Origin of the sequence: Micromonospora aurantiaca ATCC 27029 (assembly GCF_000145235.1) — a bacterium.
Taxonomy (GTDB): Bacteria; Actinomycetota; Actinomycetes; order Mycobacteriales; family Micromonosporaceae; genus Micromonospora; species Micromonospora aurantiaca.
The window spans coordinates 3362028-3385752 of record NC_014391.1 but is presented as its reverse complement, the minus strand read 5'-3'; the positions used below and the strand labels follow the sequence as shown (position 1 = coordinate 3385752).

The window sequence follows — 23725 nt, the reverse complement described above, 5'->3', positions numbered from 1 at the left end:
GGCGGTCCGAAAGATGCGAGCAGATTGATGCTTGAAAGGCAACAGAGCACCGGAATAACATGAGGAACCTTGTCGATGGCCTGCGCCGCCGAGGCCACCCGTCCCCCCCGAGAAAGTGGGTGCTCCGATGTCGCGGAGCGTGCCGAGGATCCTCGCGGCGGCGCTCGTCGCCGCCGCCCTGCTCGTACCGCCCGGTGCCGCCACTGCGGGCCCGCCGCGCGGACCGGCTCCCGTGGTGACCCGCGCCGGGCTGGACCCCGCGCTCGTGGCCGGTCGCGGTGCGACTGTGGACTACGTCGAACAGGAGGCGGAACACGGCCGGACCACCGGCGCCGTGATCGGGCCGGACCGGTCGGCGTACACACTCGCCGGTGAGGCGTCCGGCCGCCGGGCCGTACGCCTGCTGCCCGGCCAGTACGTCGAACTCACGCTCCCCCGGGCCACGAACGCGCTGACCGTGCGCTACAGCATCCCGGACGCGCCGGGCGGCGGCGGGATCACCGCGCCGCTGCGGGTGTCAGTCGGGCACGCGCCCGCCCGCACCATGACGTTGACCTCGCAGTACGCCTGGCTCTACAACCAGTACCCGTTCACAAACGATCCCGGCGCCGACCTGCTGCACCCGGACTGGTGGATCACCGAGTGCTCCTGCGTCCCGGCCGCCACCACGCCCGCGCCGGTGATCAGCAAGCCGTTCCGGCCGCACCACTTCTACGACGAGCAGCGCCTGCTGCTCGGCCGTACCCATCGGGCCGGCGAGGTGGTCCGGCTGACCGCGCCGCGCGGCACGGCCGCCGCGTGGACGGTGATCGACCTGGTGGACGCGCATCTGGTCGCCCCGCCCCGCGTGGTCCCCCGCGCGGTGAACGCGCTGTCCTTCGGCGCCGACCCGACCGGCCGCCGGGAGTCCGCCGACGCGTTCGACCGCGCGATCGCGTACGCCCGCCGGGTGGACCGCCCGCTCTACCTGCCGCCGGGCACCTACCAGGTCAACCGGCACATAATCGTCGACGACGTGACGATCGCCGGAGCCGGGAGCTGGTACACGATCGTGCGTGGGCGCGAGGTCGCCCTGGACACCCCGGCGCCCGACGGCTCCCGCCACACGGGCGTCGGCTTCTACGGCCGCGACGCCGCCGACGGCGGCAGCAGGGACGTGCACCTGTCCGGTTTCGCGATCGAGGGCGACGTGCGGGAGCGAATCGACACCGACCAGGTGAACGCCGTCGGCGGGGCGCTGAACCACAGCACCATCGACGGCCTCTACCTGCACCACACGAAGGTCGGCATGTGGTTCGACGGGCCGATGACCGGCCTGCGGGTCACGAACACGGTGATCGCCGACCAGATCGCCGACGGGCTGAACTTCCACACCGGCGTCACGCACTCGTCGGTGACGAACTCGGTGGTCCGCAACAGCGGCGACGACGCGCTGGCGATGTGGTCGGAGGGTACGGCGAACGCGTCGAACACGTTCGCCTACAACACGGTGCAGTCGCCGGTGCTCGCCAACGGCATCGCGCTGTACGGCGGCGCCGACCTGACCGTCGCGCACAACCTGATCGCCGACCCGGTACGCGAGGGCAGCGCGATCCAGGTGGGCTCCCGGTTCGGGGCCGAGCCGTTCACCGGCCGGCTGCGGATCACCGGCAACACCACTGTGCGGGCCGGCACGTACGACCTGAACTGGAACATCGGCCTCGGCGCGATCTGGTTCTACGCGCTGGACCGCAGCATCGACGCCGCGGACATCCAGGTGACCGGCGACGCGTACCTGGACAGCACCTACAACGCGATCATGCTGGTCAGCGACTGGCCGGTGAAGGACAGCGTCCGCATCGACAACGTCCGCTTCCGCGACATCCGGGTCGACGGCACCGGCACGTCGGTGGTCAGCGCGCGTACGGCGGGCGGGGCGAGCTTCGCGAACGTCGACGCCCGCAACGTGGGCGCGGTCGGCGTCAACAACTGCGGGTCGTTCCACTTCACACCCGCCGGGTCGGAGTTCGCCCTGACCGATCTGGGTGGCAACGACGGCGGGTGGCTGGCCCCGTGGCTGCTGCCGAACACCATCACCTGCGACGACCGGCCGCCGGTGGTGCCGCCGCCCCCGCCCTCGCGCTGGTGACACGACGCGACCCCCGCCGGACGGGCCGGCGGGGGTCGCGTCAAGGGTCGATCAGGCCTCGGTGAGCTGGCCGCGCAGCTTGGTCAGGGCGCGGGCGAGCAGCCGGGACACGTGCATCTGGGAGACACCGACCCGGGCGGCGATCTCGCTCTGGGTCAGGTTGCCGTAGAAGCGCAGCGTGAGGATCTTCTGCTCCCGCTCGTCGAGCGTGGCGAGCGCCGGGCCGAGCGAGGCGCGCAGGTCGGCCAGCTCGTACTCGTTGTCCTCGGTGCCGAGCGTGTCGCCCAGCTCGGTGGCGCTGTCGCCGTCGCCGATCGGGGTGGACAGCGAGACCGCGTTGTACGCGCGGGCGCCCTCCAGGCCCTCCAGCACCTCTTCCTCGGTGACGTCGAGGTGGGCGGCGATGTCGGCGACGGTCGGGGCCCGGTTGAGCGTCTGGGTCAGCGTGCTGTTGGCCTCGGAGATGCGCAGCCGCAGCTCCTGGAGGCGCCGGGGAACCCGGATGTTCCAGGTGCGGTCGCGGAAGTGCCGCTTGATCTCGCCGAGGATGGTCGGGATGGCGAAGCCGGCGAAGTCGACACCGCGCGAGGCGTCGAACCGGTCGACTGCCTTGATCAGGCCGAGCGCCGCGGTCTGGGCCAGGTCACCGGCCGGCTCGCCGCGACCGCTGTAGCGGGCGGCCAGGTGGTTCGCCAGCGGCAGCCACGCCTCGATGACCTGGTTGCGCAGGGCGGCCCGCTGCGGGTGGTCGGCCGGCAGTGCGGCGAGCGCCGCGATCAGCTCGCTGGCGCGGGTCTCCTCGCCCGTCTGCGGCGCGCGGTGCACCTCGGTGGCGGTCGATCCCATGGTCATCGTGGTCATGCTGCCCTTCCTGTCCTCGGAGAACGGGTGGCCTCCCACACCGGTCGTGCCAGCCACACTAGACCAAAGGTCACCACCAAATCAACCGAACGGACGATGGAGATTTCGGTTCATATACGGACACAGCGGCGATGAAGGGTGTCAGCGAGGTAACAGCGGCCGGTAGTCGGCGGCGGTGAGCGGCAGCGCGGAGAGGCTCCCGTCCGCGCGTGGCACCTCCAGCGGCTGGCCGTCCCGGCGGAACGCCACGCTGAACACGTCGGGCCGCTGAGTGAGGCTGCACACGATCTGCCCGAAGGCCAGCACCTCGTCGTTGCGGCCGGTCTCCTCCCCGGCCTGGCGTACGTCGACCGTGGCGAGCGTGCCGGCCAGCGTCGCCCCGGCCACCGCGACCGTGCCGGGCAGCGCCGTGGCCAGCCCCTGACGGCGCTCGCCGCCGTCCGGACCGGCCAGCAGGTGCTGGAGGTGCGCATCCACCTCCGGCAGCCCGTCCACCCGGCGCTTGACCACGACCAGCCCGTCGTCCCGGACGAAGCAGAACGGCTCGTCCACCCGCCCGTCGCCGTCGGCGGTCGAGGACACCGTGGGGGTCGGGAACGCGCCCGGTGGCGTCTGCACCAGGCGGGGCTCGTCGTCCACCGGCACCCCGCAGCCGGCCAGCAGCACGGCCGCGAGCAGGGCGGGCAGGAGCCGCCGGCGGCTCATCGCAGCGCTCCGGGCAGCTCGACCCGGAACCGGGCGCCGGGCTCGCGGTCCAGCACCGCGGCCGTACCGCCGTGCGCGGCGGCGTGCTGCGCCACAAGCGCGAGCCCGAGACCGGTGCCGTCGGTGCCGGCCCGGTCGTGCGCCGCCCGCCCCCGCACGAACCGGTCGAAGATGATCTCGCGGTCACCGGGCGGTACGCCCGGACCGTCGTCGTCGACCTCCAGCACGCCCACGCCGTCGCGCCCGCCGAGGCGTACGGCGACCGGCCCGCCGCCGTACCGCTCGGCGTTCTCCACCAGGTTCAGCAGCGTCTGGGCGAACCGGCGCCGGTCGACCCACCACAGGCGCGGGGCATCGCCCTCGACCGTCACCAGGCTCTCCGGCAGCGACCGCTCCCGGCAGACGGTCCGGGCCAGCTCCAGCACGTCGACCGTCTCGCGGTGCGCCGGCTGCTCGGTGCGGGCAAGCTGGATGAGATCGTCGACCAGGCGCTGGAACCGGGTCACCTCGTCGGCGACCAGGCCCGCCGCGGTCGCGGTGCGTTCGTCCTGGTGCTCCCGGCGGCGGTGGAGCACGCTCGCGGCGGCGGCCAGGGTCTGCAACGGCGAGCGCAGCTCGTGGCTCACGTCGGCGGCGAAGCGCCGGTCCCGCTCGATGCGGTGCACCAGCTTGTCGACCATCTCGTTGAACGAGCTGGACAGGCGGGTGAGGTCGGGATCGGTGGTCGGGTCGAGCCGGGTGGCGAAGTCGCCGGCCGCGATCCGTTCCGCCGCGTCGGCGACCGCGGTGAGCGGCCGCAGGCTGTGCCGGGTGGCGTACCAGCCGAGCGCCGCGCCCGCCCCGGCGACCATGATCGCCACGGCGATCAGTGCCAGGCCCACCACCTGGAACGTCTCCTCGACCTCCCGCAGCGAGGTCAGCTCGTAGTAGCCGAGCGCGCCGGGCAGCGGCACGCCGACAAGCAGCACGGGCTGCCCGTCGAGCCGGATCCGCTGCACGGCGGGCTTGCCGTCGGCCACCACGCGCTGCAACTCCACCGGCACCGAGCTGGCGCCCACGTCCGCGGTACGGGCGTACCAGCCGTCGGGCAGGTGCAGCAGCGGGCGGCGCGCGCTGCCGGTGTCGAGCGAGCGCAGCACGGCCACCACGTCCGGGGTGCCGGTGTCCAGGCCGGAGCGGACCACGGCGGCGTCGTAGTAGGCGGCCCGTACCGCGGTGCGCTCCCGCTCGTCGAGCAGCGAGCGCCGGGTCAGGTCGTACGAGAAGAGGGCCATCAGCGCGGACAGCAGCAACGCCCCGACGGCGAACGCCGCGGTGACCCGGGCGCGCAGGCCGGGCCGGGTCATCGCTGGAGCTTGTAGCCGAGGCCGCGCAGCGTGACCAGGTGGCGCGGGTTGGCCGGGTCGGATTCGATCTTCTGCCGCAGCCGGCCCACGTGCACGTCGACGAGCCGCTCGTCGCCGGTCTCGTAGCCCCAGACCCGGCTGAGCAGCTGCTGGCGCGACAGCACCCGCCCGGCGTGCTCGGCCAGCTCGCAGAGCAGCCGGAACTCGGTGCGGGTGACAGGCACCGGCTGTCCCGAGCGCCGCACCTCGCCGGCCTCCGCGCTGATCTCCAGGTCGCCGAAGAACTGGGCGGGCACCGGCCCGGCCACCGTGCGTACGCGCCGGCGCAGCGCCCGCAGCCGGGCGGACAGCTCCTTGATCGCGACCGGCTTCACCACGTAGTCGTCGGCGCCCGCCTCCAGCGCGGCGACGATGTCGTGGGTGTCGTCGCGGGCGCTGATCACCACGACCGGCACGTCGTCGTCGCGGCGCAGCTGACGGATGCAGTCGAACCCGTTCATGCCGGGCAGCATCAGGTCGACGAGCACGTAGTCCGCCGGCTTCTCCCGCTGCCGGCGCAGGCCGTCCTCGGCGGTCGGCGCGCCGTACGCCTCGTAGCCCTCCTCCTCCAGGGCGAGCTGCAGCGCGAGCCGGATGCGGTCGTCGTCCTCGATCACCAGTACGGCCGTCATATGGGCATCATGACCGGCCCGGCACGGGTCGCCCAATCGCGTGGGCCGTTCGTGGTTTTTGTCATCGAACCGTCATACAACCGTCCGGTGACCTCCAAGATCCCTGCGCAGAGTGGGGTCTGACCCGATCCCACCACGGAAGCGACCAGATGCCTGCCAGCCTGCCGTCCCCGCCGGAGTCCGCCGTGCCGCACGTGCGCGTGGACATCACCGACGAGCTGGACCTCGCCGGGCTGCCCGAGGTCGCCCACGTGCTGGACCGCATCCTCGCGCTACGGCCCCGCGAGCTGACGATCGACCTCGCCGGGTGCCGGCATGTGGACGCCGCCGCCGTCGCGCTGCTGCTGGACGTGCACCGCCGGCTGGCGCGGCAGGGCGGCCTGCTCACGCTGAGCAATCCACATCCGCGGATCCGGCGCATCCTGGAGAACTCCGGGCTCGGCGCCGTACCCGTCGTCGACACGCCCCGTCCGGTCGCGCGCGGCCGGGCCCGGGTCGCGTCCGCATCACGCTGAGGAGGAGTGGTGACCGGCAGCACGCTCGTCGGAGCGCTCGTGGTGGGTCTGGCCGTCGGCGGGCTGGGACGCCTCGTCCTGCCGGGGCGCAAGGCCGTCCCGGTGTGGCTGACACTCGCGCTCGGCGTGGCGTCCGCGCTGCTCGGCGCGATCGTGGTCGGGCTGGTGGACCACCGCACCGACGGATCGCCCGTGCTGCCGCTGATGGTGCAGACCGGCTTCGCCGCCGTGGCGGTCGTGCTGGCGGTGGTCGCCGCGGGCCGGCCGGAGGCGGAGGGGCAGACGCCGCCCGGTACGGGCGGCCGGCGGAAGGAGGAGGTGTGACCGTCGTTCCCGCGGACCACCTCATGATGCTCATCTGCGACGCCTGCGGCGACAGCGTCACCGGCACCGGAGCCACGCTGCCCGACGCCGAGGTGGTGTGGACGCTCGTGTTCGAGCACGACTGGGTCGGCTCGCCGTTCGCGTCCGGACCGCATCACTGCCCCCGGTGCAGCGCCCGGGCGGCCATCGCCGACGACGGTCTGGGCCTGGACGAGCTGGAACAGGTCGCCGGCACCCCGGCCGCCCACGACCTCGACCCGGCCACGGCGGTCCGCCGCGCTCTCGACGAGCGTTCCCTCCGCGACGACATGGAGCTGGTCGACCTGTCCGGGCTGGAGGTGATCGACTCCGCCGGGCTCAGTCTGCTGGTGCGCGCGCACCAGGACGCCCGGCGCGACGGCCGCCGGCTGTGCCTGCTGTCCCCGTCGCGGTTCGTGCTCACCGTGCTGCACACCATGCGGCTCGACGGCGTCTTCACAGTCGTCGACGGCCGCGTCCCGGCGCCGGGCCCCGCAACCCGGCAACCGGTCCTGACCGAACAGAAGGAGCCCTCCCCGTGGTGATGCCCTGGCCGTACCCCGAGTTCCCGTACACCGGCGGCGGACCGGAGCCCGACGACGCGGACGCCCGGCTCGCGTCGCTCGTCGCGCAGCGACTCAGCGCCGACTGGACCACCCGCCGGCAGCAGATCACAGTGACCGTGCAGAACCGCGTGGTCATCCTCGCCGGCCTGGTGGCCGACCCGGAGACGCGCCTGGTCGCCGCCGAGCTGGCCTGGGACGTGCCGGGTGTGTTCGACGTCTGCAACGCGCTGCGGCTCTACGGCGGGCGGCGCGGCGGCCGCTGAGCGGCGACTGTTGCACGCATCGGCATCCACCTCTACGCTCGGCCGTGGGAGCGCTCCCCCAGGCCGCCGCGTCGGGCTTTCCGGGCAGGTTCACGACGGGCACCGTCCGTTCACCATCCAGACGATGGGACCTTCCCGCATGTTCTCGATTCCCCGCCCGTCCCGGCGGCACCTGCTCGTCGGCGGCGCGGTCGGCGCGCTCGCCCTGGCGGCGACGGCCGTCCTGCCCTCGCCGGACGCGATGGCGGCGACCGGCTGTGCCGTCACCTACACCACCAACTCCTGGCAAGGCGGCTTCACCGCGACAGTGGCGGTGCGCAACCTCGGCGACCCGGTGAGCAACTGGACGCTGGGCTTCACCTTCCCCGACGGCGGCCAGCGCGTGGTCCAGGGCTGGTCGGCCACCTGGCAGCAGAGCGGCTCGGCGGTCACCGCGCGCAGCCTGGACTACAACGGCGCGCTCGGCACCGGCGCGAGCACCACGATCGGCTTCAACGGCTCGTGGACCGGGTCGAACCCGAGCCCCACGTCGTTCACGCTCAACGGCACGGTCTGCACCGGCGGCACGAGCACCCCGCCGCCCAGCACGCCCCCGCCGAGCACCCCGCCGCCGCCGACCACTCCCCCGCCCACCACCCCGCCACCCACCACCCCGCCGCCGACCGGCACCACGCCGGTGGCGATCAACGGCCAGCTCCAGGTGTGCGGCGTCAACCTCTGCAACCAGTACGGGCGGCCGATCCAGCTGCGCGGCATGAGCACGCACGGGTTGCAGTGGTTCGCCAACTGCTACACCGACGCCTCGCTCGACGTGCTCGCGAACGAGTGGCGGTCCGACCTGCTGCGCATCTCCATGTACGTGCAGGAGCAGGGCTACGAGACCAACCCGGCCGGCTTCACCAACCAGGTGAACACGCTCGTGGACAAGGCCGAGGCCCGGGGCATGTACGCGCTCATCGACTTCCACACGCTGACGCCCGGCGACCCGATGTACAACCTGGACCGGGCAAAGACGTTCTTCGCCAACGTGTCCGCGCGCAACGCCGCCAAGAAGAACGTGATCTACGAGATCACCAACGAGCCCAACGGGGTGAGCTGGTCGACCATCCGCAACTACGCCGAGCAGGTCATCCCGGTGATCCGGGCCAACGACCCGGACGCGGTGGTCATCGTCGGCACCCGGGGCTGGTCCTCGCTGGGTGTCTCCGAGGGCGGCAACTCCGACGAGATCGTGAACAACCCGGTGCGGGCGCAGAACATCATGTACACGTTCCACTTCTACGCCGCGTCGCACAAGGACAACTACCGCAACGAGGTGCAGCGGGCGGCGAGCCGGCTCCCGCTGTTCGTCACCGAGTTCGGCACTGTCACCTACACCGGTGACGGCGCTGTCGACACCGCCAGCAGCAACGCCTGGCTCGACCTGCTCGACCGGTTGAAGATCAGCTACGCGAACTGGACGCTCTCCGACGCGCCCGAGGGCTCGGCGGCGCTCCGGCCGGGCACCTGCGCGTCCGGCTCGTTCGGCGGGACGTCGGTGCTCACCGAGTCCGGCGCGTTCATGCGCGAGCGCATCCGTACCGCCGACAACTTCCCCACCTTGTGACCGGGCGGCCGGCGGCGATCCTTTCCCCTTCGGGTCGCCGCCGGTCAGCCCTCCACCAGCCCGGCCCGGCGCCACAGCACCAGGCCCGGCCCGGCGACCAGGCCCAGTTCGGTCAGGTGGTCGGCGATCCGCTGCGCGGACCAGCGCAGCGTGGCCCGCCAGTGCGGGTTGGCCCGCGCCGCGGCCCGGCCGGCCGCCGGGTCGATCCCGACCGCCGCGTACGCCCGCGGGTGCACCAGGCGCCGCGTGATCGAGTACGCGGCCCGGCCGATCACCAGCCGCGCGTACGCGAGCGCGACCGGCCCGGCGGCCTCGACCTGCCGGGTCAGCTCGTCGCGGGCGAAGCGCACGTGCCGGGCCTCCTCCACCACGTGGATGCGCGACACCATCCGGATCAGCGGCTGCAACGACTCGTCGGCCATGATCTCGCGCTGGAACGAGTCGAGGATCTCCTCGGCGATCAGGATGGCCGCGTACATCTGCGGGCCGGTCGCCGTGGACTTGAGCCAGCGCCCGAGCAGGTGGTCGAACGGCTCGGCCCGGTAGACCGGCGCGCCGGCGGCCTCGATGAGCCGGCCGAACATGATGGAGTGCCGGCACTCGTCGGCGACCTCGGTGAGCGCGTACTGGGCGTGCCGGCTGGTCGGGTCGGCGTCGTAGTAGTGCCGGATCAGCATCTGCATGAGGATCGTCTCGAACCAGATCCCGGCGCTGGCCGCGCTGGCGACCTCGTGCTTGGTCAGCTCGACCCGCTGGTCCTCGGTCATGGCGTCCCACAGTGGAGTGCCGTAGAGGCTGCTGCGCGTGGGCGGCAGCCAGTACGCGCCGGGCACCGGTGGCGCCGACCAGTCGATGTCGACCACCGGGTCGTAGCTGGTGCGTACCGAGGCGGAGAGCAGGCGGTCGGCGACCGCCTCGCGCGGGAACCCGGCCATGACCCCTCCATATTGACGTAACTTCGAGTAACTGTTACGAGTGGTAGCATGCGACGGACCACCACCGATGTCAATGGCCCCGACGCTCCTCCGGAGCCGGCCGCACCCCGTTCCGGCGGGCGGCGCGACCGCTGGGCCGACCACCGCGAACAGCGGCGGCAGGAACTGATCGCCGCCGCCGTGCAGGCACTGCTGCAGCACGGCCCGAGCGTCGACATGGACCAGGTCGCCGCCACCGCCGGGGTCAGCAAGCCGGTGCTCTACCGCTACTTCGCCGACAAGGCGCAACTCTGGCTGGCGGTCAGCGAGGTGGTCGCGGAGCGCGTGGTCGCCGCGATCGCCCCAGCCGTGGAGCAGGTACGCGAGGAACGCGCGCTGGTCGAGGCGACCATCGACGCGTACCTGAGCGTGGTGGAGTACGAGCCGTCGCTGTACCGGTTCCTCGTGCACGAGTCCGGGCATCCCGGCATCCAGCAGGTGGTGACAGGCACCAGCCGCCAGGTCGCGACCGGGCTGGCCCGGGTCATCGGCGACCGGCTGCGCGCGCTCGGCCTCGACGCCGGCCCGGCCGAGCCGTGGGCGTACGGGCTGGTCGGGTTCGTGCAGGCGGTCGGCGACTGGTGGACCACGCACGGGCAGCCGATCCACCGGGCCGCGCTCACCGAATACCTGACCACGCTGCTGTGGAGCGGCATCGAGGGGGTCCGCCGGGGCGCGGACCTGCCACCGGAGCTGACCCGCGCGCACGAACGGATCGACAGGTGACCTGGGAGGGCACGGCCCAGATCGCCGGCACCACGGTCCGGTTGCACGGCGGCGGGCGGTTCGAGCCGGTCGACGGCCGCTACCACTGGGCCGGACGGGTCGAGCCGGAACCGCGCCTGGTCCGGCTGCTGCGCTCCGGCCGCCGCGACGTGGAGGTCCGGATCGGCGAACGGGTCGCCCGGGCCCGGCTGGCCGAGGTGGACCCGTGGGGCGGCGTCCGCATCACCGGTGTCGGCACGCCACCCTGGCCGCCGGACGACGAATGATCCGCGCCGTACCGTGAAGGGATGACGTCTCCCGCCACCGTGCTGCTGGTCTTCGGCCGTGGGGTGGTGGCCGGGGACGACGGCTACCGGCTCACCGCGGAGAGCGTGGCGCGCACCGAGGCCGCGGTGGCCTACGTCCGCGCGCACGCCGAGGCGTTCCGCCGCGCGCCGGACGCCCGGGTGGTGTTCACCGGCGGCTGGCCGCACGGCCCGGCCGGCGCGCCCGGCCCGCCCGCCGGATACCGGGAGGCGGAGCTGATGCGGGCGCTGGCGCGCGAGGCGGGACTCGACGCGTACGCCTCGTCGGCGGCCGAGACCCGCTCCCGCACCACGGTGCAGAACCTGGCGCACACCGTCCAGGACGGGCTGCTCGACGCGGCGGAGTTCACCGCGCAGCGCCCGCTCGGGCTGGTCTCCCACCCGTGGCACCTGCCCCGCGTCCGGCTGCTCGCCGCGCGCGTGCTCGGCCTGTCCGGCCCGGCGCTGGCCGACGTGCCGGTGACCGCGCCCGACCCGGTGCCCGTCCGGCGGGAGCGGGCCGCCCGGGCGTTCAGCCGGATCGGCTTCCTCGGTGTGCGTACCCCGGAGGCGTCGCTGCGCCGCGAGCGCGCGCTGGCCCGCGCCGCCGACCGGATCGGACGCCTCACGCCCCGGCGGTGATTCACCGGGGCGGGCCCGGGGTACGAGCGTCCTCGATCGACCCGGCGGGCCGTGCCGGCGGGCGAGTCCACCCGGGAGGTTCCGTGATCGTGCTCGTGCCGGTGTACCGACCGGGTGACCGTCTGCCGCCGCTGGTCGGCGACCTGCGGGACGCCCTGCCCGGGGCGGACGTGCTCGTCGTCGACGACGGCAGCGGCCCGGCCGCCGCCGGGGTGCTGGACGCGGCCCGCGCCCGGGGCGCGACCGTGCTGCGCCGCCGGGTCAACCGGGGCAAGGGCGTGGTGCTGCGCACCGGCTTCCGGTACGCCTCGACGCACCACCCGGGACGCGACGTGATCTGTGTGGACGCCGACGGCCAGCACTGTGTGCCCGACGTGTGCGCCGTGACGGACCGGATGCGCGCCACCGGAGCGCCGACGCTCGGCGTACGCGGGTTCGACGGCGAGGTCCCGGCGCGCAGCCGGTTCGGCAACGCGGCGACCCGGGTGGCGTTCCGCCTGGCGACCGGCCGGGACGTGCGCGACACCCAGACCGGGCTGCGCGCCTACCCGGCCGCGCTGCTCGGCTGGCTCACCACGATCCCCGGTGACCGCTTCGAGTACGAGATGACGGTGCTGCTGCGGCTGGTCCGCGCCGGGCTGCCGGTCGAGCAGGTGGAGATCGCCACCCGCTACCACGGCGACAACTCGGGCTCGCACTTCTCCGCGCTCGCCGACTCGGTACGGATCTACCGGCCGCTGGCCGCCTCCGCGCTCGCCCGCCTGACCGGGCGCGCCGAGGTGGACGACGTGCCGGCCGCCGCCGTCACGACGTCGCGTCCCACACCTGCGTCTCGGACTCCCTGAGCGGGTCGCGCGGCGACGACGGGCTCAGCCCTGCCGGGCCTTCTGCCGCCGGTCGGCCTTGTTGAGGACGAACAGCCTGCCCCGGCGCCGGACCACTATCGAGTCGGCCTTGCGCTTGAGCCCGCGCAGGGAGCTTCGGACCTTCATATCCGCTCCTTCGGTTCCCGCCGGTGTCCGTCCGGCACGGGTACCCGCCGGGGCGGAGCCCATGCCCGGCGGGGTGGCGGCGTCACCGTGTCCGGGACGCCGCCACCCGCCGTGCGAGCGGGGACGGATCAGGCGGTCGTGCAGGTGCTCCCGTTGAGCGCGAACGAGGCGGGCCTACCGGTGTTGCCGGTGTGGGTGGCCTGGAAGCCGATGTCCACCGAACCGCCCGGTGGGATCGACGCGTTGTAGGACACGTTGCGGGCCGTCACCGCTCCGCTGGACGGGCTGTACGTGGCGTTCCAGCCTCCGGTGATCGTCTGACCGCCCGGCAGCGTGAACGCGAGGTTCCAGCCGTTGATCGCCGTGGTGGACGTGTTGGTGATGGTCACCGCGGCGGTCAGGCCGTTGTTCCAGGCGTTCACCAGGTACCCGACCCGGCAGGCCCCCGACGGCGGCGGCGTGGTCGGCGGCGCCGTGGTGGGCGGGGGCGTGGTGGGCGGAGGCGTCGTCGGCGGGGGCGTGGTCGGCGGCGCGGTGGTAGGCGGCGGCGTGGTGGAGTCCAGGCCGAAGAAACGGATCGCCTGCGCCGCGTCCACCGGCAGGTTGTGCGAGACGCCCTGCATGCTGATCGCCTCGACGGTCGCGGTGCCGCCGGTGCCGCCGTAGCGGGTACGCGTGTAGCCGGCCTGCGGACTGTCCGTGTACGCGGGCGTCTGGCCCAGCCCGTTCACGTTCGTCCACTGGTCGATCTGCTCGCCGAAGTTCGGGTAGCGCAGCGTCTCGTCGTTGGTGCCGTGCCAGATCTGCATCCGCGGACGCGGGCCGGTGTAACCCGGGTACGCGTTGCGCACCAGGTCACCCCACTGCTGCGGGGTCTTCAGCACCTGGCCGTTGGCGCACTCGCTGTTCCACTCCGAGCCGTTGGTGGTGGCGAAGCAGCCGAACGGCACACCGGCGAACGCGGCGCCGGCCCGGAACACGTCCGGGTAGTCGCCGAGCAGCACGTTCGTCATCATCGCGCCGGACGAGGTGCCGGTGGTGAAGATCCGCTGCGAGTCGACCGGGTAGCGCTGCCGCACGTGGTCCACCATCGACTTGATGCCCACCGGGTCGCTGCCGCCGTCGCGGCGCAGCGCCTGCGGCGAGGAGACGTCGAAGCACTTGCTGCTGCGGGTCACCGACGGGTAGACCACGATGTAGCCGTACCGGTCGGCGAGCGACGCGAACTGGGTGCCGGAGTACATGGCCGGGCCGCTGCCGGTGCAGTAGTGGTTCACCACGAGCAGCCCGGGACGGGCCGCGACGGTGTCCGGGACGTACAGGTACATGCGCAGGTTGCTCGGGTTGGCGCCGAAGTTCGTCACCTCGGTCAGCGCGGCGGCCGAGGCCGGCCCCGGGACGGCGAGCGCCGCCCCGACGGCGAGCCCGGCGGCGGCCAGCGCCGCGCCGAGCAGCCGGAGTCCGCTCCTTTTGGACAGCATGCTGTTCTCCTCGGTGGTGGGAACGCCGCGTGTCGCGGCGTTCTCGCCGGCGAGGCGCCTGCGACGGGCGGCCCGGACCCTCGGAGACGAGATAGACAGTCGCGGATCGATGCGACTCGAATCGGAGTCTAGGCCCCCACCGGCGGGCCGACAACCGCGGCGGCCACCCGGCGGGCGCGGTCGGCGTGGGTGAGCACGTCCACGCTGTCCACGTACTGGTCCACAGCGCCCACCGGCGGGCGGTCGCGCAGCTCCGGGTCGGTGATGGCGGCACGCAGCGTCTCGACGAACCGGCAGGCGTGCAGCACCAGGAACGGCCGATCGTGGAACGGCCGGGCGGCCGGGTCCACCGGCGGCGCCGGCGCGGCGTCGTTGGTCCAGCCGGCCACCGTCTCCAGCGCCCGGACCAGGCCGGGCTCGCGGGCCGCCCAGTCACCCGGGCCGAGCGCGGCGGCGAGCCCGTCCACCACCGGCGCCGCGTCCGGCAGCGTCGCGAAGACCGTGCCGAGCCATTTCGCGTACGGGGGCCAGCGGCGGTGCAGCAGCAGGCCGAGGCGCATCAGATCCCGGGCCAGACCGGCGACCACGACCCGGCTGCCCAGGTCGTCGCCGACCTCGGCGCACCGGCCGGCCAGGTGCTCGGCCTGCGCGACCCGCTGCCACCCGGAGGCGAGCACGTACCGCCACACGTCGTCCGGATACCAGGCGAGCCGGGCCCGGACGCCGGTGAGCGCGCCGTCGAGCCCGTCGTGGAACACCGCTCCCCCGGTCAGCTCGGCCAGCCGCTGCGTCGGCGTCGCCAGCCAGTCCGCCGCCGCCAGTCCGGCGCGCGGGTCGGCGCCGAGCCGCTCCCGCAGCCATCCGCCGAGTTCGTCCACCGTCACCCCGTGCCGGTCGCCGTCGGCGCGGACCGTGCCGAGGCGCGCCTCCGGCCCGCCCGCGTACCGGGTCGGCCAGCCGAGGAACCGCGCCGGCAACTCCGCGTCCAGCACCGCCCGTACCGGCGCGACGTCGTGCGCGTTCCCCACGAAGACCTGGGTACGCGGACCCCAGTCGTGGTCGGTGGAACGGGGCGTGTCGAGGCCGAGCAGCTCGGAGCCGCCGTCGAGCAGCCCGGCGGAGTACGGCAGGCCGGGCAGCCGCCGCGCCAGCAGCGGACCCACCACCTCGTCGTGGAACCGGCGGGCCAGGATCAGGCCGGGTACGAAGCTCACCCCGCCAGTCTGCGCATCGGACGCCCGTCGCGCGCCCCGGTTTCCGGTCCGGCGGTCGCCTCCCCCATCCCGTCACAGGGCTGTGGAAGGCTTGTCTCCGTGGCACACCGACAGCCGATCCTCCTGATCGACTCCCCCAGCCTCTACTTCCGCGCCTACTTCGGCATCCCCGAGTCCGCCGCGAAGACCGGCGACGGCCAGCCGGTGAACGCCGTGCGCGGCTTCCTCGACATGCTCGCCCAGCTCGTGCGCACCCGCCGGCCCGACCGGATGATCTGCGCGTTCGACCACGACTGGCGGCCGGCGTGGCGGGTGGAGCTGCTGCCGTCGTACAAGGCGCACCGGGTCGCGCCCGAGGGCGGCGAGGTCGTGCCGGACACGCTGTCCCCGCAGGTGCCGATGATCCTGGAGGTGCTGGACGCGCTCGGCATCCCGGCCGTGGGGGCCACCGGCTACGAGGCCGACGACGTGCTCGGCACGCTCGCGGTGACCCAGCCGGGCCCGGTGGAGGTGGTCTCCGGCGACCGCGATCTGTTCCAGCTCGTCGACGACGCGCACCCGGTGCGCCTGCTCTACGTCGGCCGGGGCGTGGCCAAGCTGGACGACTGCGACGACGCGGCGGTCCGCACCCGCTACGGCGTGCCGGCCGACCGGTACGCCGACTTCGCGGCGCTGCGCGGCGACCCCAGCGACGGGCTGCCCGGCGTCGCCGGCGTCGGCGAGAAGACGGCCGCCCGGCTGATCGACCGCTACGGCGGGCTGGACGGCATCCTGGCCGCGCTGGACGACCCCCGTTCCGGTTTCGCGCCGGGGCTGCGGGCCAAGCTCGACGCCGCCCGCGACTACCTGGCCGTGGCGCCGAAGGTGGTCCGGGTCGCCACCGACGTGCCGCTGCCCGAGCTGGACCCGGCACTGCCGACGTCTCCCGCCGACCCGGACCGGCTGCTGGAGCTGGCGCAGCGCTGGAACCTGGCCGGCTCGTGCCGCCGCCTGGTCGACGCGCTGGCGGGCGACCGATCGTGATCAGTTGATCACGAGGGGCGGTCGGTGCTCCGGCGGGTCGGGAACTGGGCGCCGGGCTGCGCCAGCGTCGAGCGGGCGCGCAGGCCGACCGGGTCCGGCGCGGGCTCGGCGGCGGCCGCGTACGGCGCCTCGTCGAGCCGCGAGCTGACGTACGCGGCCCCGGCCCGGTCGTCGTCCGACGGCGCGGCGAGCAGCGCGTAGACGAGCCCGACCACGCCGAAGACCACTGCCAGCACGATCGGCACCAGCAGACCGCTCACCTCGGTGCCGGATGCCGGGCCGCGGCTCTCGTGCAGGTGCACCGACAGCGCGCTCATGCCGGTGAAGTGCATTCCGCTGACCGCGATGCCCATGACCAGCGCCGAGGCGGCGATGGCGAGCGCGCGCCGGACGGTCATCGCCAGCCAGAGCGCCACGGTGGCGGCCACGATCGCGATGACCACCGACAGCGTCACCCGCAGCGGGTCGTAGCCGAGTGAGCCGTCCAGGCGCATGGCGGCCATGCCGGTGTAGTGCATGGCGGCCACCCCGGCGCCGGTGAAGAACCCGCCGGCGAGCAGCCGGGGCGCGGCGAGCCGGCCGGTGCCCACGATCGCCAGGCCGATGCCGACCGACGCCACCGCGATCGCCGTGCTGGCGGCCGTCAGCGGCACGTCGTAGCGGATCCGGGTGCCGCCGACGGCGAAGCCGAGCATCGCCATGAAGTGCATGGCCCAGATGGCCGTGCCGCCCAGCGCCCACGCGGCGAGCAGGCCCCACCAGGCGCGCTGGCCGGCACTGGTGGCGGTCCGGATCCGCCCGGCGCAGACCAGCCCGAGCGCCGAGCCGAGCACGGACAACGCGTAGCTGAGCGCGGGTGTGATCCACCCGTACTCAAAGTGATTGATCTCGCCCACGACGCCCTTCCCTCACCATCGGCCGAGCGCGACCCACGGCGCCCCGGGCAATGATGGGATAGGCCCTGACCAGGGCGCACATCGGCCCCCCGACAATTCGTGGGGTGGCAGCGCCGTGACGCAGCGGTGCGTCGGTTTCCGGAAACCGATGACCGAAAGTGACCGTTAGGCGGAGGCGTGGTAGGCCAGCACGCCCCGGTTGACCGCCGCGATGGCCTGCCGGGCGGTGCCGCGCAGCTCGGCCGAGGCGCCACCCGAGTCGGCGACCTGCCCGAGCAGGTCGACCACCTGGCGCGCCCAGCGGACGAAGTCGCCCGCCGGCATCTCCCCGTCGATCTGGTGGCCGCTGGCCAGCACCTTCGCCAGCGCCTCGCCGCGCGCCCACCGGTAGATCGGCCAGGCGAAGCCGAGATCCGGCTCCCGGGTCACGGCCAGGCCGCGCGCCGCCTCGTCCGCCTCGATGTCGCCCCACAGCTTGAGCGTCTCGTCGACCGCGTCGGCCACCGCGCCGCGCGGCAGCGACGCCCGCTCGTCGACGTCCCGCCGGGCCTCGAAGACCACCACCGACACGGCGGCGGCCAGCTCGGCCGGGGACAGGCCGTCCCACACCCGGCGGCGCAGGCACTCGGCCACCAGCAGGTCCGCCTCGGTCCAGATCCGGGCCAGCATCCGCCCGGCGTCGGTGACCTCGCCGTCGGCGGCCAGGTAGCCGCGCGCCGTCAGCAACGCGACGATCCGGTCGAAGGTACGGGCCAGCGAGCCGGTCCGCCCGGACACCCGCTGACGCAGCTCCTCGGTGTCGCGTTCCAGCCGGCGCCGCCGCTCCGCCCAGCGGGCGTGCTCCTCCCGGTCCGGGCAGGCGTGACACGGGTGCGCGCGCAGCTCCACGCGGAGCTGGCTGAGCCGGTGGTCCTCGCCCACCGCCTGACGGGACCGGCCGCCCCGGCGGCCGCCGTGCCGGTCCAGGCCGGTGCCGCTGACCGCGGCGGCCAGATCCCGCCGGGCCGCGGGCGAGCGGTGGTTGAAGTGCTTCGGCACCCGGATGCGGGTGAGCACCTCGGCCGGGGTGGTGAAGTCACCGGGGGTGACCCGCCCGGCCCAGCGGTCCTGGGTGAGCACCAGCGGCCGGGGCTCGCCGAACCCGCCGGTGGCCGGGTCCAGCACCACCGCCAGGCCGGCCCGCCGCCCGGACGGCACCCGGATCACGTCACCGACCCGCAGCCGCTCCAGCGAGGCGACGGCCGCCGCCTTGCGCTGGGTCTGCCCCTGCCGGGCGATGGCCCGTTCCCGGTCGGCGATCGCCACCCGCAGCGCGAAGTACTCGTCGAAGTCGCCGTGGTGGCAGGCCGCCTCCACGCCGTACGCGTCGATGGTCTCGGTGTTGCGCTGCACCTGCCGGGCCAGGCCGACAACCGACCGGTCGGCCTGGAACTGCGCGAACGAGGACTCCAGGAGCTCCCGGGCCGGCGCCGCGCCGACGCTGCCGACCAGGTTGACGGCCATGTTGTACGACGGCCGGAAGCTGGAACGCAGCGGGTAGGTGCGGGTGGAGGCGAGCCCGGCGACGTGCCGGGGGTCGGTCTCCGGCGACCAGACGACCACCGCGTGGCCCTCCACGTCGATGCCCCGGCGGCCGGCCCGGCCGGTGAGCTGGGTGTACTCGCCGGGGGTGAGGTCGACGTGGGCCTCTCCGTTGAACTTCACCAGACGCTCCAGCACCACGCAGCGGGCCGGCATGTTGATGCCCAGCGCGAGCGTCTCGGTGGCGAAGACGGCCTTGACCAGCCCGCGGACGAACAGCTCCTCGACGACCTCCTTGAACGCCGGGAGCATGCCGGCGTGGTGCGCGGCCAGGCCGCGCTCCAGGCCGTCGAGCCACTCCCAGTAGCCGAGCACCGACAGGTCCTCGCCGGGGATGGCGGTGACCCGCGACTCGACCACCCGGCGGATCTCGGCGCGTTCGTCCGGGGAGGTCAGGCGCAGCCCGGCGGCGAGGCACTGCTGCACGGCGGCGTCGCAGCCGGCCCGGCTGAAGATGAACAGGATGGCCGGGAGCAGCCCCTCCCGGTCGAGCCGGTCGACGATGTCCGGGCGCATCGGGCCCCGCCAGCGAGGGCCGCGCCGCCCGCCCCCGGGGCCGGCGCTGCGGCCCTCGCCCAGTTCCAGGCGGCGCATCGTGTCGCGGGTGTAGCGCAGCAGCTCGGGGTGCACGTCGTGCTTGCGGGCCGCGTCGGCGTCGTGGAACAGGTCGAACATCCGCTTGCCGACGAGCATGTGCTGCCACAGCGGCACCGGCCGGTGCTCGGAGACCACCACGGCGGTCTCTCCGCGTACGGTGACCAGCCAGTCGGCGAACTCCTCGGCGTTGGAGACGGTGGCCGACAGCGACACGAGCGTGACCGACTCGGGCAGGTGGATGATCACCTCTTCCCAGACCCCGCCGCGGAACCGGTCGGCCAGGTAGTGGACCTCGTCCATCACCACGTACGCCAGGCCTTCGAGGGTGGCCGAGCCGGCGTAGAGCATGTTGCGCAGCACCTCGGTGGTCATCACCACCACCGGCGCGTCGCCGTTGATCGCGTTGTCGCCGGTGAGCAGGCCGACCTGCTCGGCGCCGTAGCGGTCCACCAGGTCGTGGTACTTCTGGTTGGACAGCGCCTTGATCGGCGTGGTGTAGAAGCACTTGCGCCGGGTCGCGGGGGCGTCGCCGCCGGGCCGGCCCCGCAGCGCCAGGTGCACCGCGAACTCACCCACCACGGTCTTGCCGGCGCCGGTGGGCGCGCAGACGAGCACGCCGCTGCCCCGCTCCAGGGCCTCGCACGCCTCGCGCTGGAAGTCGTCGAGATCGAACCCGAGATCCAGGGAGAATTCGTCCAGGGCCGGGAAGGCGGAGGCCTGCGCGGCCCGGCGGCGCGCCGCGGCGTACCGCTCGGCGGGGCTCGACATGGATCCAAGATTAATCGGTGCCGCCGAGGAGCACCGGTCAAGGCCATCCGGCAGGACGGTCGGAGCGGTCGGTAGGGTGCACGACGTGCCGGACCGTACCGAACTGCCCCACGCCTCGAGCGGCGCCGACGACGCCGTCCGCCCGGGCCCGTCCCGCCGGCCCGTGGAGGCGGTGCTCTTCGACTTCCACGGCACCCTCGCCCAGGTGGAGGAGCCGCTGGCCTGGGTGCTCGCCGCCGCGGCCGCCTGCGGCGTCGAGCTGGACCGCATCCGGGCCACGTCTCTGGCCGACCGGCTGCTCACCGCCGGGCGTGCCGGTGGCCCGCTGCCGGCACGGGTGCCGCCCCGGCTGGCCGAGCTGTGGGCCGACCGGGATCTCTACCCGCACGCGCACCGGGGCGCGTACACCGGGCTGGCCGAGACCGTGGACACCGGCATCGACGGGTTCGCCGACGCGCTCTACGAGCGGGTGCTGGTGCCCGAGGGCTGGGTGCCGTACCCGGACACCGCTCCGGTGCTGGGTGCCCTGCGGTCCGCCGGGGTGAAGGTGGCGGTGGTCAGCAACATCGGTTTCGACCTGCGGCCGCTGTTCGCCGCCTGGGACCTCGACGCGCTCGTCGACGCGTACGCGCTGTCGTACGAGGTGGGGCGCTGCAAGCCGGACCCGGGCATCTTCCTGCGGGCCTGCGGGATGCTCGGCGTGGACCCGGAGCGCACGCTCATGGTCGGCGACACGCCGGCCGACGCGGGCGCGGTGGCGGCCGGGTGCGGGGTGCTGGTGCTGCCCTGCGCCGACGCGGGCCGCCCGAACGGACTCGGCGCGGTGCTGGACCTGGCCGGGGCCGGCTGAGCGTTCACCTGCCCAGCGGCGCGAACCCGCCGCGGCGCACCGGATACCGTCAGGGGCATGACCGGTGCCCACCCCTTGCCGCCGCGTGCGCCGGGACGGCTCGGCGGGGTCGCGCTGGTACTCGGCGGGGCGCTGTCGGTGCAGTTCGGCTCCGCGCTCGCCGCGCTGCTGTTCCCGCGTACCGGGGTGGCCGGGGCGGTGACGTTGCGGCTGACCATCGGCGCGCTGCTGATGCTCGTGGTCTGCCGCCCCCGGGTACGCGGGTACGGGCGACGCGACTGGGCGGCGGTGCTGGCGTTCGGGCTGGCCCTGGCCGGCATGAACTCGATCTTCTACCAGGCGATCGAGCGGATCCCGCTCGGTCCGGCCGTCACGCTTGAGGTGCTCGGCCCGCTGGCGCTGTCCGTGATCGCCGCGCGCCGGATGGCCGCCTGGTGCTGGGCCGCGCTGGCGCTGGCCGGGGTGGTCCTGCTCGGGCAGGGCGGGTTCGACCGGCTCGACCCGGCCGGCGCCGCGCTGGCGCTGACGGCGGGCGCCATGTGGGCCGCGTACATCGTCTGCTCGGCGCGGATCGGCGCGCGGTTCCCCGGCGCGGACGGGCTGGCCCTCGCTCTGACCGTCGCGGCGCTGCTCACGCTGCCGTTCGGGCTGGCCGACGGCGGCGGTCGCCTCGCCGACCCGGTGGTGCTGGGACTCGGTACCGGGCTGGCGCTGCTCGCCTCGGTGCTGCCGTACAGCCTGGAGCTGGCCGCGCTGCGGCGGCTGCCGACAGCGACGTTCGCGGTGATGATGAGTCTCGGTCCGGCGATCGCCGCCGTGGCCGGCTGGCTGGTCCTCGGCCAGGCGCTGCGCCCGGTCGAGGTGCTCGCCATCGCGCTCGTGGTCGCCGCGAGCGCCGGCGCGGTCCGCGCCGCCGCGCCGCCGCCTTCTCCCGCGCCGCCGGCCGTTCCCGGCCCGCCGTCCGAGGCGGACCCGGCGGGGGTCAGCGCAGCAGCCGCAGCGCCGCCGGCACCGCGGTGACGGTCACCGGCAGGTCGAAGGAGCGTTCCCCGTCGGCGTACGTGGTGATGCCGTCGGCGGACAGCTCCACCGTCCGCGCCCGGTAGACGCGCGCCAGCGGGTGCGTGACGTGGGTGCCCTGGTAGATCTGCGGCTTGACCCGCATCAGCGTGCGCCTGTCGAACCGGCCGCCCACCACCACGTCCAGCAGGCCGTCGTGCGGGTCGGCGTCCGGGCAGATCCGCATGCCACCGCCGTAGCTGGCCGTGTTCCCCACCGCGACGAGCACCGCGTCGACCTCCTGTGCCACCCCGTCGAGGACCAGCCGGTAGCGACGCGGCCGCAGCCGGGCCAGCTCCACCACGATCGCCAGGTCGTACCGGCGCGGGCCGCGCGGCCAGCGCATCCGGTTGGCGCGTTCGTTGACGATCGCGTCGAAGCCGGCCGCGAGCACCGCGCCGAACCAGCGGTCCGCCTCGCCGGGCCGGGACAGCCGCGCCAGGTCGACCGGGCGGGTGTGGCCGGCGGCGAGCGCCGCGGTGATCACCTCGACGGCGGCCGTCGGGTCGGCCGGGAAGCCGGTCTCCATCGCGAAGTCGTTGCCGGTGCCCGCCGGGACCGGCCCGAACGCCACGGCCGTGCCGGCGACCGCCTGCATCGCCCGGTGCACAGTGCCGTCGCCGCCCACCGCGACGAGCGCCCCGGCGCCGCCGGCGACCGCGGCGTGGCACGCCGCCTCCGCCTCCTCGGGGGTACGCGCGCGCAGCAGCTCGACCGGGCGGCCGGCTCCGGCGAGGCGCTCCAGGATCCCGGGCAGCAGACCGCGGTGCCGCCCCCGGCCCGCGGTCGGGTTGGCGAGCACGGCGACGGGGCCGGACGGGACATGATCGTGCGCGGTCACGGCGAGCACCGTACGGCACGCCTCGCGCCGCCCACCAGAGCCAGGTCACGCCGCGGGCGGGCGGCACACGCCGACGGCGCCCGGCAGGGGGTGCCGGGCGCCGTGGCGGGGGTGGTTCAGGGGAGGTCGATCGGGCGCAGCACCCGGTCCACCGCGTGCGCGATCTGCTTGTTGCCCTTGTTGATGTCGTACCGCACCACCTTCGCGTTGCGGTCGCTGGTGTCGGCGTCGACCAGGCGCACCTCACGGCCGTACCAGCAGCGCTTCACGTCCACCTCGACGGTGGCGCCGAGCGCGGTGGTCAGGTCCGCGCCGTCGGCCTTCAGCGCCGCCTTCCGGTCGATCGTCGCGCCGGGCACGACGTGGTAGAGCAGGACGTCCTCCACGGTGTCCACGCCCAGGCCGGCGACCGCCTCGAACGCGGCCTTCTCACCGGGCAGCTTCTTCGCGGCGGTGATGTCCCGCACCAGCTCGCGGAACGCGTAGTCGTTCGGCACGAACGCGGTCAGCGCGACGGTGCCGTCGGTGAGCACCTTCACCGGCGAGTCCGGCTTGGCCTGCAGCACCGTCAGGACCGCCTTCGTGAGGACGTCGAAGTCCCGCGAGTTGCGGTCGAAGCCGCTCTTGTCGGCGGTGAGCACGGCGGCCAGCGACCGCGTACCCGGCTGCTTGGCACCGGCCTGGGCGGGCACGGCGACGGCGGTGGTGGCCACCGCCGCCGCGGTGGCGCCCACGGCCAGCCGGGCGGCGAGACGAGCGATGTTCATCGGGGAGCCTTTCGTCGAAGCGACCAG

Annotated in this window: 25 protein-coding genes; 13 read left to right on the top strand and 12 right to left on the bottom strand. The window is 74.1% G+C overall.

All coding sequences use genetic code 11. The features are described from left to right. The first annotated feature begins 127 nt into the window (after positions 1-127). Entirely contained in the window at positions 128-2128 is a 2001-nt protein-coding gene (locus tag MICAU_RS14865) for a glycosyl hydrolase family 28-related protein (RefSeq protein ID WP_013286146.1), read from the top strand. 51 nt (positions 2129-2179) lie between these two features. Here the strand turns inward: MICAU_RS14865 and MICAU_RS14860 are convergent, their stop codons facing one another. The 4 genes from MICAU_RS14860 to MICAU_RS14845 all read right to left on the bottom strand — a co-directional run bounded on the left by MICAU_RS14860 (position 2180) and on the right by MICAU_RS14845 (position 5711). Further along, the gene (locus tag MICAU_RS14860) at positions 2180-2989 is read right to left on the bottom strand and encodes a SigB/SigF/SigG family RNA polymerase sigma factor (protein ID WP_013286145.1); all 810 of its coding nucleotides are present in this window, start codon (positions 2987-2989) and stop codon (positions 2180-2182) included. Between the two features lie 141 nt (positions 2990-3130). Continuing rightward, on the bottom strand, positions 3131-3694 hold the full coding sequence (locus MICAU_RS14855) for a GerMN domain-containing protein (protein WP_013286144.1): 564 nt from the start codon (positions 3692-3694) through the stop codon (positions 3131-3133). Next, positions 3691-5040: a sensor histidine kinase gene (locus MICAU_RS14850; protein ID WP_013286143.1), complete on the bottom strand. Its 1350-nt coding sequence runs from the start codon at positions 5038-5040 to the stop codon at positions 3691-3693. The genes MICAU_RS14855 and MICAU_RS14850 overlap by 4 nt, the downstream gene beginning before the upstream one ends. Further along, positions 5037-5711, bottom strand: a complete 675-nt coding sequence (locus tag MICAU_RS14845) for a response regulator transcription factor (protein WP_013286142.1) — start codon at positions 5709-5711, stop codon at positions 5037-5039. Before MICAU_RS14845 ends, MICAU_RS14850 begins: the two co-directional genes overlap by 4 nt. Before the next feature lie 149 nt (positions 5712-5860). Between MICAU_RS14845 and MICAU_RS14840 the strand changes: the two genes are divergently transcribed. The 5 genes from MICAU_RS14840 to MICAU_RS14820 all read left to right on the top strand — a co-directional run bounded on the left by MICAU_RS14840 (position 5861) and on the right by MICAU_RS14820 (position 9003). Further along, positions 5861-6226 (top strand): STAS domain-containing protein, encoded by a 366-nt coding sequence (locus MICAU_RS14840; RefSeq protein ID WP_013286141.1) that lies wholly within the window; start codon positions 5861-5863, stop codon positions 6224-6226. A 9-nt stretch (positions 6227-6235) separates the two neighbouring features. Then, positions 6236-6550 carry a GlsB/YeaQ/YmgE family stress response membrane protein gene (locus tag MICAU_RS14835; RefSeq protein ID WP_013286140.1) on the top strand — a complete coding sequence of 105 codons (315 nt, stop codon included), beginning with the start codon at positions 6236-6238 and terminating at the stop codon, positions 6548-6550. Beyond that, positions 6547-7113, top strand: a complete 567-nt coding sequence (locus MICAU_RS14830; protein ID WP_013286139.1) for an STAS domain-containing protein — start codon at positions 6547-6549, stop codon at positions 7111-7113. The genes MICAU_RS14835 and MICAU_RS14830 overlap by 4 nt, the downstream gene beginning before the upstream one ends. Continuing rightward, on the top strand, positions 7107-7397 hold the full coding sequence (locus MICAU_RS14825; RefSeq protein ID WP_013286138.1) for a BON domain-containing protein: 291 nt from the start codon (positions 7107-7109) through the stop codon (positions 7395-7397). The genes MICAU_RS14830 and MICAU_RS14825 overlap by 7 nt, the downstream gene beginning before the upstream one ends. A 139-nt stretch (positions 7398-7536) precedes the next feature. Continuing rightward, complete coding sequence (locus MICAU_RS14820) at positions 7537-9003, top strand: cellulase family glycosylhydrolase (RefSeq protein WP_013286137.1); 1467 nt, start codon at positions 7537-7539, stop codon at positions 9001-9003. A 44-nt stretch (positions 9004-9047) separates the two neighbouring features. Here the strand turns inward: MICAU_RS14820 and MICAU_RS14815 are convergent, their stop codons facing one another. After that, positions 9048-9938: an AurF N-oxygenase family protein gene (locus tag MICAU_RS14815; protein ID WP_013286136.1), complete on the bottom strand. Its 891-nt coding sequence runs from the start codon at positions 9936-9938 to the stop codon at positions 9048-9050. 48 nt (positions 9939-9986) lie between these two features. Here MICAU_RS14815 and MICAU_RS14810 point away from each other — a divergent pair, with 48 nt between their 5' ends. The 4 genes from MICAU_RS14810 (at position 9987) to MICAU_RS14795 (ending at position 12474) form a co-directional block, all read left to right on the top strand. Then, complete coding sequence (locus MICAU_RS14810) at positions 9987-10703, top strand: TetR family transcriptional regulator (protein WP_013286135.1); 717 nt, start codon at positions 9987-9989, stop codon at positions 10701-10703. Further along, positions 10700-10969: a DUF4873 domain-containing protein gene (locus tag MICAU_RS14805; RefSeq protein ID WP_013286134.1), complete on the top strand. Its 270-nt coding sequence runs from the start codon at positions 10700-10702 to the stop codon at positions 10967-10969. The genes MICAU_RS14810 and MICAU_RS14805 overlap by 4 nt, the downstream gene beginning before the upstream one ends. A gap of 21 nt (positions 10970-10990) precedes the next feature. Continuing rightward, positions 10991-11629, top strand: coding sequence for a YdcF family protein (locus MICAU_RS14800; protein WP_013286133.1), 639 nt, complete (start codon positions 10991-10993; stop codon positions 11627-11629). A gap of 83 nt (positions 11630-11712) precedes the next feature. Further along, entirely contained in the window at positions 11713-12474 is a 762-nt protein-coding gene (locus MICAU_RS14795) for a glycosyltransferase family 2 protein (protein ID WP_013286132.1), read from the top strand. 24 nt (positions 12475-12498) lie between these two features. On the opposite strand, the gene MICAU_RS14790 is transcribed toward MICAU_RS14795, so the two are convergent. From MICAU_RS14790 to MICAU_RS14780, 3 genes are all read right to left on the bottom strand, one after another. Then, on the bottom strand, positions 12499-12621 hold the full coding sequence (locus tag MICAU_RS14790) for a 50S ribosomal protein L36 (protein WP_013286131.1): 123 nt from the start codon (positions 12619-12621) through the stop codon (positions 12499-12501). Between the two features lie 128 nt (positions 12622-12749). Further along, positions 12750-14102 (bottom strand): extracellular catalytic domain type 1 short-chain-length polyhydroxyalkanoate depolymerase, encoded by a 1353-nt coding sequence (locus MICAU_RS14785; protein WP_013286130.1) that lies wholly within the window; start codon positions 14100-14102, stop codon positions 12750-12752. A gap of 128 nt (positions 14103-14230) precedes the next feature. Further along, positions 14231-15316 carry a DUF4037 domain-containing protein gene (locus MICAU_RS14780; protein WP_013286129.1) on the bottom strand — a complete coding sequence of 362 codons (1086 nt, stop codon included), beginning with the start codon at positions 15314-15316 and terminating at the stop codon, positions 14231-14233. Between the two features lie 99 nt (positions 15317-15415). On the opposite strand from MICAU_RS14780, the gene MICAU_RS14775 reads away from it, so the two are divergent. Next, complete coding sequence (locus MICAU_RS14775; RefSeq protein ID WP_013286128.1) at positions 15416-16339, top strand: 5'-3' exonuclease; 924 nt, start codon at positions 15416-15418, stop codon at positions 16337-16339. 8 nt (positions 16340-16347) lie between these two features. Here MICAU_RS14775 and MICAU_RS14770 read toward each other — a convergent pair whose 3' ends face one another. Both MICAU_RS14770 and MICAU_RS14765 read right to left on the bottom strand, forming a co-directional pair. Next, positions 16348-17235: an MHYT domain-containing protein gene (locus tag MICAU_RS14770; RefSeq protein ID WP_013286127.1), complete on the bottom strand. Its 888-nt coding sequence runs from the start codon at positions 17233-17235 to the stop codon at positions 16348-16350. Positions 17236-17400: 165 nt separating this feature from the next. Then, complete coding sequence (locus MICAU_RS14765; RefSeq protein WP_013286126.1) at positions 17401-20181, bottom strand: DEAD/DEAH box helicase; 2781 nt, start codon at positions 20179-20181, stop codon at positions 17401-17403. Positions 20182-20266: 85 nt separating this feature from the next. On the opposite strand from MICAU_RS14765, the gene MICAU_RS14760 reads away from it, so the two are divergent. Next, positions 20267-21031, top strand: coding sequence for an HAD family hydrolase (locus MICAU_RS14760; protein ID WP_013286125.1), 765 nt, complete (start codon positions 20267-20269; stop codon positions 21029-21031). A 57-nt stretch (positions 21032-21088) separates the two neighbouring features. Continuing rightward, complete coding sequence (locus MICAU_RS14755) at positions 21089-22051, top strand: EamA family transporter (RefSeq protein ID WP_013286124.1); 963 nt, start codon at positions 21089-21091, stop codon at positions 22049-22051. Here MICAU_RS14755 and MICAU_RS14750 read toward each other — a convergent pair. Then, complete coding sequence (locus tag MICAU_RS14750) at positions 22014-22931, bottom strand: diacylglycerol kinase family protein (RefSeq protein ID WP_369751993.1); 918 nt, start codon at positions 22929-22931, stop codon at positions 22014-22016. The two genes, MICAU_RS14755 and MICAU_RS14750, sit on opposite strands and share 38 nt — an antisense overlap. A gap of 116 nt (positions 22932-23047) precedes the next feature. Beyond that, the gene (locus tag MICAU_RS14745; RefSeq protein ID WP_240322358.1) at positions 23048-23698 is read right to left on the bottom strand and encodes a fasciclin domain-containing protein; all 651 of its coding nucleotides are present in this window, start codon (positions 23696-23698) and stop codon (positions 23048-23050) included. Positions 23699-23725: the final 27 nt, after the last annotated feature.

Excerpts from the sequence above, each read along its gene's own strand:
- MICAU_RS14865 (WP_013286146.1), top strand. The coding sequence starts at position 128 with ATGTCGCGGAGCGTGCCGAGGATCCTCGCGGCGGCGCTCGTCGCCGCC.
- MICAU_RS14860 (WP_013286145.1), bottom strand. The coding sequence starts at position 2,989 with ATGACCACGATGACCATGGGATCGACCGCCACCGAGGTGCACCGCGCG.
- MICAU_RS14855 (WP_013286144.1), bottom strand. The coding sequence starts at position 3,694 with ATGAGCCGCCGGCGGCTCCTGCCCGCCCTGCTCGCGGCCGTGCTGCTG.
- MICAU_RS14850 (WP_013286143.1), bottom strand. The coding sequence starts at position 5,040 with ATGACCCGGCCCGGCCTGCGCGCCCGGGTCACCGCGGCGTTCGCCGTC.
- MICAU_RS14845 (WP_013286142.1), bottom strand. The coding sequence starts at position 5,711 with ATGACGGCCGTACTGGTGATCGAGGACGACGACCGCATCCGGCTCGCG.
- MICAU_RS14840 (WP_013286141.1), top strand. The coding sequence starts at position 5,861 with ATGCCTGCCAGCCTGCCGTCCCCGCCGGAGTCCGCCGTGCCGCACGTG.
- MICAU_RS14820 (WP_013286137.1), top strand. The coding sequence starts at position 7,537 with ATGTTCTCGATTCCCCGCCCGTCCCGGCGGCACCTGCTCGTCGGCGGC.
- MICAU_RS14815 (WP_013286136.1), bottom strand. The coding sequence starts at position 9,938 with ATGGCCGGGTTCCCGCGCGAGGCGGTCGCCGACCGCCTGCTCTCCGCC.
- MICAU_RS14810 (WP_013286135.1), top strand. The coding sequence starts at position 9,987 with ATGCGACGGACCACCACCGATGTCAATGGCCCCGACGCTCCTCCGGAG.
- MICAU_RS14800 (WP_013286133.1), top strand. The coding sequence starts at position 10,991 with ATGACGTCTCCCGCCACCGTGCTGCTGGTCTTCGGCCGTGGGGTGGTG.
- MICAU_RS14790 (WP_013286131.1), bottom strand. The coding sequence starts at position 12,621 with ATGAAGGTCCGAAGCTCCCTGCGCGGGCTCAAGCGCAAGGCCGACTCG.
- MICAU_RS14785 (WP_013286130.1), bottom strand. The coding sequence starts at position 14,102 with ATGCTGTCCAAAAGGAGCGGACTCCGGCTGCTCGGCGCGGCGCTGGCC.
- MICAU_RS14765 (WP_013286126.1), bottom strand. The coding sequence starts at position 20,181 with ATGTCGAGCCCCGCCGAGCGGTACGCCGCGGCGCGCCGCCGGGCCGCG.
- MICAU_RS14755 (WP_013286124.1), top strand. The coding sequence starts at position 21,089 with ATGACCGGTGCCCACCCCTTGCCGCCGCGTGCGCCGGGACGGCTCGGC.
- MICAU_RS14745 (WP_240322358.1), bottom strand. The coding sequence starts at position 23,698 with ATGAACATCGCTCGTCTCGCCGCCCGGCTGGCCGTGGGCGCCACCGCG.